Annotated in this window: 7 protein-coding genes; 4 read left to right on the plus strand and 3 right to left on the minus strand. The window is 46.6% G+C overall.

Translation table 11 applies throughout. The features are described from left to right. Positions 1-47: 47 nt before the first annotated feature. Positions 48-1,769 (minus strand): acetate--CoA ligase, encoded by a 1,722-nt coding sequence (gene acsA / locus ADA01nite_RS14980; protein WP_218029569.1) that lies wholly within the window; start codon positions 1,767-1,769, stop codon positions 48-50. A gap of 249 nt (positions 1,770-2,018) precedes the next feature. On the opposite strand from acsA, the gene ADA01nite_RS14985 reads away from it, so the two are divergent. Continuing rightward, on the plus strand, positions 2,019-3,452 hold the full coding sequence (locus tag ADA01nite_RS14985; RefSeq protein ID WP_246147360.1) for a S8 family peptidase: 1,434 nt from the start codon (positions 2,019-2,021) through the stop codon (positions 3,450-3,452). Positions 3,453-3,621: 169 nt separating this feature from the next. Here ADA01nite_RS14985 and ADA01nite_RS14990 read toward each other — a convergent pair whose 3' ends face one another. Then, complete coding sequence (locus ADA01nite_RS14990; protein ID WP_146811087.1) at positions 3,622-4,125, minus strand: DUF3907 family protein; 504 nt, start codon at positions 4,123-4,125, stop codon at positions 3,622-3,624. A gap of 205 nt (positions 4,126-4,330) precedes the next feature. On the opposite strand from ADA01nite_RS14990, the gene ADA01nite_RS14995 reads away from it, so the two are divergent. The 3 genes from ADA01nite_RS14995 (at position 4,331) to ADA01nite_RS15005 (ending at position 6,879) form a co-directional block, all read left to right on the plus strand. Next, positions 4,331-4,768, plus strand: coding sequence for a hypothetical protein (locus ADA01nite_RS14995; RefSeq protein WP_146811088.1), 438 nt, complete (start codon positions 4,331-4,333; stop codon positions 4,766-4,768). Between the two features lie 126 nt (positions 4,769-4,894). Further along, positions 4,895-6,244, plus strand: coding sequence for a branched-chain amino acid transport system II carrier protein (gene brnQ / locus ADA01nite_RS15000; RefSeq protein WP_146811089.1), 1,350 nt, complete (start codon positions 4,895-4,897; stop codon positions 6,242-6,244). Between the two features lie 386 nt (positions 6,245-6,630). Beyond that, complete coding sequence (locus ADA01nite_RS15005; RefSeq protein WP_146811090.1) at positions 6,631-6,879, plus strand: hypothetical protein; 249 nt, start codon at positions 6,631-6,633, stop codon at positions 6,877-6,879. A 54-nt stretch (positions 6,880-6,933) separates the two neighbouring features. Here ADA01nite_RS15005 and ADA01nite_RS15010 read toward each other — a convergent pair. Next, positions 6,934-7,432 (minus strand): FixH family protein (locus tag ADA01nite_RS15010; RefSeq protein WP_218029570.1); only part of this gene is annotated, 499 nt, incomplete at its 5' end.

Consider the following 7,432-nt stretch of genomic DNA (forward strand, 5'->3'; position numbering starts at 1 on the left):
GATTTTCACAGAAAAAGGCGAGAATCGTGGATTCTCGCCTTTGCTTATTAGTCTTCCATTGTCGACAAATCGCCTGTCGGCAAACCCAACTCCCATGCTTTTAGAACACGGCGCATAATTTTGCCGGAACGTGTCTTCGGCAGCTTATCGCGGAATTCGATTTGACGCGGTGCTGCATGCGCGGCAAGACGCTCCTTCACGAATAACCGGATTTCTTCTTTCAATTCATCGCTCTCTTCGTATCCCGCACGCAGCGTAATGAACGCCTTAATAATCTCTCCGCGCACCGGATCAGGCACCCCGATAACCCCTGCTTCGGCTACTCCAGGATGTTCCACTAATTTGCTCTCTACTTCAAACGGTCCCACACGCTCGCCGGATGTATTGATTACATCATCTACACGGCCCTCGAACCAGAAATATCCGTCTTCATCCATATAGGCGGAATCGCCGGACATGTACCACCCTGTCGCGAAATACTCTTCGTATTTCTCCGGGTTATTCCAAATCTGGCGCATCATTGCCGGCCATGGCGGCATAATCGCCAGGTTCCCCATAGTATTTGGCGGAAGTTCGTTGCCCTCATCGTCTATAATCGCCATCTTGATACCCGGCAGCGGTTTGCCCATTGAGCCGGGACGAATCGGCATGGAGCGATAGTTGGCACAAATCGTCGAGCCTGTCTCCGTCATCCACCAGTTGTCGTGAATGCGGCGGTTTAGCACATCTAATCCCCAGCGAATGACTTCAGGATTTAGCGGCTCACCCGCGGACAGAATATGGCGAAGATTAGAAATATCAAAACGCTTTGGCAACTCGTCCCCTTCACCCATCAGCATACGGAACGCTGTCGGCGCACTGAACCATACATTGACTTTGTACTTCTCAAGCGTAGCATACCAGTCGGCGGGCTTAAATCTTCCGCCGCGCAATACCACGGTTACGCCGTTCAACCACGGCGCCCACATCCCCGCCGAAGTTCCGGTTACCCAGCCCGGGTCAGCTGTACACCAATAAATATCGCCTTCACGCAGGTCATATACCCACTTACCGGACAGATACTGGTGAATCATTGCATCATGTACCTGAAATACGCCTTTCGGTTTGCCGGTCGATCCGGACGTATAGTGCAGCAGCATACCGGATTCGCGATCTACCCACTCGATTGTGTACTCATCCGATACGGCCATCATTTCTTCATATAGCACTTGATTGTCAGCCGTCTTCTCCTCGGCACCGACCAGGATAACATGCTTTAATTCTGGAAGCGCATCCACAGGAATGCGGTATAAAAGAGACGGCGTAGTTACAACCGCGACAGCTCCGCTATCAAGCAGGCGGTCACGCACCGCGTCTTCCATAAACGCTTCAAAAAGCGGACCGGCAATAGCGCCAATGCGTACAATTCCCAACAGCGCGATATACATCTCAGGACTGCGTGGCATAAAAATAAACACGCGGTCGCCTTTCTTTACACCCTTCGCCTTCAAACCGTTAGCGAACCGGGAGGAAAGCTGTCGGAGCTGTTCATACGTATACTGCTCATCGCGTTCGCCATCTGTGTAGAGCAGTGCGACTTTATGACCGTTGCCGTTATCTACATGCCGATCGATGGCTTCATAGACGATGTTCACTTTGCCTGTCTCATGCCATGAAAAGTTCTTCTCGACTTCTTTCCAATCCATAGTACGAACCGCTTCATCGTAATTTTTTAAGTTTGCGGTTTCATCAAGCATCATAATATCTTGCGGTCTTTCTTTGGTAGTCATGGTTTCTACCCCCATCCTAAGGTTGTTGTAGCCCTTTCACAGGGCTTTTTACTTTAAGTAAGTATGGTTTGTTATACAACACTTTACTATATTTATTCGACAAAATAAAGCGTTTACCTTCAAAAAATTACGATTTTTTTATAACTCTTTTATCTTTCTTTATGCGGCTCTCCTGTTAAAATCCACCGTTCATACAATCGGCGCAGACACCAAACGCTATGTTTAATCGCGTGATTGCAACAAGGAGGAATGATGATGAGACGCTTTGCTCAATACAGCGCCTTCGCCCTTGCGATTTTGGCAGGAGCGTATTTTCTGCTCGCCCAGCCCGAGCGCAGCGCAGCGCCACCTAAGCCTGCAAATCCGTCTGTTGTGCAACAGAAGCAACAACAAGGGAAATTTTACAGAATCAATTATATCAGTGAAGTACAGGAAGCCCGTACCCAGTTAAACAATAGCGAACATGTCATTACGATCCACCATAACAGCAACCAGACCACTCACTATATGAAGCGGGAGGTTACGGTTAAATTCAAACAACCTCCGTCTCCGTCCACTCTACAACAGACGCTTACGGCGATTAACGGATGGAAAAAAGCGGGTACCGGTACGCATTTCATTTTCAAATCACGCACCAAATCAACCGAGGAACTTATCGCCTATTTCAACAAGCGTTCTGACGTGCAATTCGCGGAGCCGAACTACCTCTTGCTTCCGAACGCCACGCCGAATGATACCCTCTATCCGCGCTACCAGTGGAATATGCCTGCTATCAACATGGAAAAAGCATGGGATATTAGTAAGGGGAGAGCCGACGTGGTAATCGCGGTTATCGATACGGGTATAGATTTGAAGCACCCTGAATTCCAGGGCAAGCTAGCTCCAGGCTATAATGTGCTGAACAAAACGAATCGTCCGCAGGATGACAATGGACATGGCACCCACGTCTCCGGTATCATCGCGGCAAACACAAACAACGGCGAAGGCATCGCAGGCATTGCCTGGAACAATAAAATCATGCCCATTAAAGGTATCGGCAGTGATGGAAGCGGCTCCTCATTCGACATCGCACAGGGCATTATCTGGGCAACGGATCACGGGGCCAAGGTTATTAACATGAGCGTAGGCAATTATCATCCGTCGAATGTATTGCATGACGCCATCAAATATGCATTTCGCAAAAACGTCGTAATGGTGGCAGCCAGCGGTAACGATCACACATCCCAGCCGAGTTTTCCCGCCGCTTATCCGGAAGTTCTCAGCGTGGCGGCCGTAGATTGGAATGGACAACAAGCTGAATTCTCCAACTTCGGTTCTTATATTGACGTAGCTGCACCAGGGGTAGATATCGCAAGCACATACACGCAAAGCGACTACGCTTCACTTTCTGGAACCTCGATGGCCTGTCCGCACGTTGCCGGTCTGGCTGGTCTCATCCGTTCGCTGAATCCGGATTTGAGCAACGCCGAAGTAATGAAAATTATGCGGAACGCAACACGTGATGCCGGCCCCTTAGGCTGGGATCATAACTATGGTTACGGGATTATAGACGTTCCTTATGCCCTCCATCTTGCCGGTGTACAGATGCAAAACGCAACGAGGCCGTCCCCCCCGGTACAAAAAAAACCACAGCAAAGAGAGAACAACGGGCTTTTTGAACAGTTGAGGGATTTGTTCATGTAGCCAGTGGAAAATAACAGGAAAAAGACACCCGATTTTTCTTCAACTATAGAAATGGCTTCCTTTTTCTCCGTTTGATTTTCCTTTGCATGGATGTATATTTTATCCACAGGCACAAAAAATCCCCCGTTGTTTTACGTCAGCGGGGGATTTGCAGTTAACATTATTTGAATTAACGCGCAGTGCTCATGCGCTTCATCGTTACATAATCTGTCTCATAATATTGCAGTTCATCGCGCAGATATTCGAACACTTTCGAAAGTGACAGAGTCAGCTCTTTCAACTCAGGCGTCACTTCCTTATGGAAGATAATCGCATCGCGGCCCGTGTATGAGTTGCGGCCGTCCTCTTCATATACTTCTCCCTTCGGGTAGAAGAATAGATTTACGCATGTGTGATACACAGAATAGAGAACTTCTTGCGCGAATTCCTTGTTAAAGCGGGCGCGGCGCAGACAGATGCCCAACTTCTCGCAGGCGTTTTCACAGTTAACGAGAAGATGGCGAAAATCGGATAAGTAGTCCCGGTAATACGACTCGTACTGCTCAGGGTTCGAAGAAGTTTGTACCAATTGATTCAGCGTCGTGCTATTCAGAAATTTCTCCAGTTCCATGCAAACTTTCTTCAGTCTGTTATAGGACTCCTCACAGATTTCTTTCAACTGAGTCTCTGGCATAAGATACCCTCCAACCTTTAAGATTTCTCTTCCCTATTACAGCAATTGTAACAAATTTGTTACAATGAACCCAGTATTATTTCGCCAATCCATAATGTTTAAAAATTCATAATTGTTTTTCGCCTGTCACTCATCTTCTTTGTTTGTTCTCTCCACGCTCAGGACATACTAAATGATAACGATAAAACAAAGGAGTTTGTCCTGTATGGCATTCATTCGCTTTCTACATCTTACGCACGAACTGCGCGAAATACTCCATGTTTCCCACCTGCTGCATGAAAAAAGCCAACCTCATTCGCTCTACTTCTCGGTCGTCCCTCTCCCGGCTTACCGTCAGCACAATCAGACGACCCGCTTAGGCATCTTCGAATGGCGGCGCATTCACCAGGGACGTACATTCCGCCTTCGTAGTCTAAGTATTTGCAATCAAAATCAAATCGTACGCTTCTATGATGAAGAAGAAAACATCATCTTTTCACTCACACAAGTCCCCGCTTTCCTGCGCCGTAAGGAGCCTATCCTCATCGAAAATGAAGAGCGGACGGGCTTTTTGGAAATCATTACAAAAGAACATCGCCTTTTATTAAGCTTTACTCTCTCACAGTGGCCCTCTCTTGTATTTCCTATAAAGAATATAGAATAAACTTTCTATTTCGAATATCACCATTATACTTTATTTATAAATAAAATATGGTATGATAGGAAGGTCGTTTGACAGATACGACAAAAAATTCAGTTATTTCTGTTGGTTTTGAATGAGGAGGCAATTATGAAGCAAGGTTTATCACTCAAAGAATTATGGGCTGTTGGATTAATGACATTTGCGCTCTTTATGGGAGCGGGTAATATTATTTTCCCTCCAACGCTTGGACATGATGCAGGACCCGCAATGTGGACAGCCGTACTCGGATTTTTAATTACTGGCGTGGGCCTGCCTCTTCTCGGAGTAGCGGCAGTGGCAAGTGCCGGCGGAAACGTCCGGTTGATGGGAAACCGCGTCAACCCGGTGTTTTCCGTTATTTTCTCCGTATTAACTTATCTGGCGATCGGACCTTTGCTGGCTATTCCTCGGACTGGCGCAGTTGCATTCGAGATTGGTATCGCTCCGTTTCTTCCGAAGGGATACACAACATCTGCAATCGGTTTATTCGTATATAGTATCGTTTTCTTTGCACTGACATTTTGGCTTTGCTTAAACCCCGGGAAACTGGTGGACCGATTCGGTAAAATTCTTACACCAATCATGATTATTCTGCTGGTAATCCTGCTGATCCGGGGAGCGCTGGCTCCGCTGGCCGGTGGGGAATTTGCTCCTCCTACCCTTGAAAATCCCTTCTCAAAAGGATTTTTAGAAGGATATAATACCATGGACACGCTTGCGGCACTCGTATTCGGGATTGTCATCGCAAGCATAGTACGCGAACGCGGAATAACCGATAAAAACATGCAGGCTAAAATTATTATCAAATCAGGTATAATCGCGGTAACCGGACTTGGACTTTTGTATGTCGGTCTTACGTATCTGGGGGCAACAAGCGGACATGTTGTCGGTCCGTACGAGAACGGCGGACAATTGATTACGCTTCTGGCAAAGCAGTTGCTCGGTGATACGGGGCTTATTCTCCTATCGCTTGCCATTACGTTTGCCTGCCTGACTACCGCAGTCGGACTGGTATCGAGCAGTTCAGAGTTCTTCTCATACCTCACGGGCAATCGACTATCCTACCGTTTGGTCCTGTCCGTCCTGATTTTGTTTAGTCTGGTTATTACCAATTTTGGACTTTCTACCATTCTGAAGATTTCTGTACCACTGCTTGTCACCCTGTATCCAATTGCAATTGTTTTAATTGGACTGACACTGACAAACAGCTTATTCCAGGGGCATAAAGCAGTATACACGGGAGGCGTGATGGGCGCCGCCGTTATTTCGATTCTAGATGGTTTAGCCGCAGCCGGCCTTAAATTCCCTGCTGTAACAGAAGCATTAAGCCAATTACCTCTGATGAATGGATTGATGGCCCAGGGACTGGGCTGGATTATTCCGGCTATTATCGGCATCCTTGTTGGTGGAATGATATCTGCCATGGCACCTTCTTCTCGTAAAACGGTAACGGAATAATTGCCGAAATCTTGAAGAAAGAAGGAGAAGGGGGAAAAGAGAAGAAGATCGAGGGAAGAAAAGGACCTTCGCCTTTTTCCACAGTGAAATCACCCCCTCGTTCTCTTCTCTCTTTTCCTTCGGACTGCCGTCAGCGCCCTTCTCCTTATTTTTATGCCGGAGCTACGGCTGAAAAGCATGTTAGTTTTTCAAATATATGAAAAAGACATATATCGACTTCATTTGTAAAAATCGATAGAAAATTACAAAAAATATTGTTATTTTATTTCCACTTTTTTATAATAAGGGAAAAGGCGGGAAAGGAGGCCAGCCGGATTCTGCTTTTCTTATAATAGCTGACGGATGCCCGGGCATAGATTTCAAAAGGAAAGGAGAATGACTCGCTTATGAGCTTCGCCAATTGGGATGAAATCATTGACACGTGCATAACCTATTCAGCAAAGAATCTGCATTCATTTACGTCACCGTCACCCATTGTGAAATGCACGCCGAGTCGAATTGCGAAAGCAGTTAAACGAACGAAGAACATAGGGTTTAAACGGTTAGACGGTCCTGATTTGCAAGATCCGTGGACAAATGAACCTTATGATGAGATGCTGGCCCGCGAATATGTATATACGACTTCCAAAACATAAAAAGGGTGCATGTGCTTATCTAGATAAGCACATGCACCCTTTTTATAATCATCGTTAAAAATCAGGATTTGCAAGCGATCCGTCTTCATTTAATCCTGCCTTTTTCATCTCTTCCGGGAGCATCATGTCGCCTTCCGCTTTGAAATCGAATGACCGGGTCACTTCTTCTCCGGCTGTTTTTACGTTTACATAGGCAACCCAATCCCCGCCCATCGGCAGAACGGCCTGGCCTTTATATACGCCCGGTTCAATCATCCTGGCCCGAAAACCATTCTTGCCGTGATCCATCTCCTTCATTTCTAGATGAACGACCACATCAGCCTCTACGATGGGTTGACCTTTTTTCATCACATTGATGGTATACTCCAGTTTTTTGCCCGCTTCCGTCTTCTCCGGCGCTTTAAATGATATATCGATGCCGCCCTCGTTCTTCGTATCGCCCTGTTGCTCCTGCCCTTTAGAACCACAGGCGGCTAACACCAGCGAAGTCAGTAAAATAACAAACACCATCACCCATTTTCTTTTCATATTCTTCACCTTTTCTGTGAAAATC

This window comes from Aneurinibacillus danicus, assembly GCF_007991215.1.
Lineage (GTDB): Bacteria > Bacillota > Bacilli > Aneurinibacillales > Aneurinibacillaceae > Aneurinibacillus > Aneurinibacillus danicus.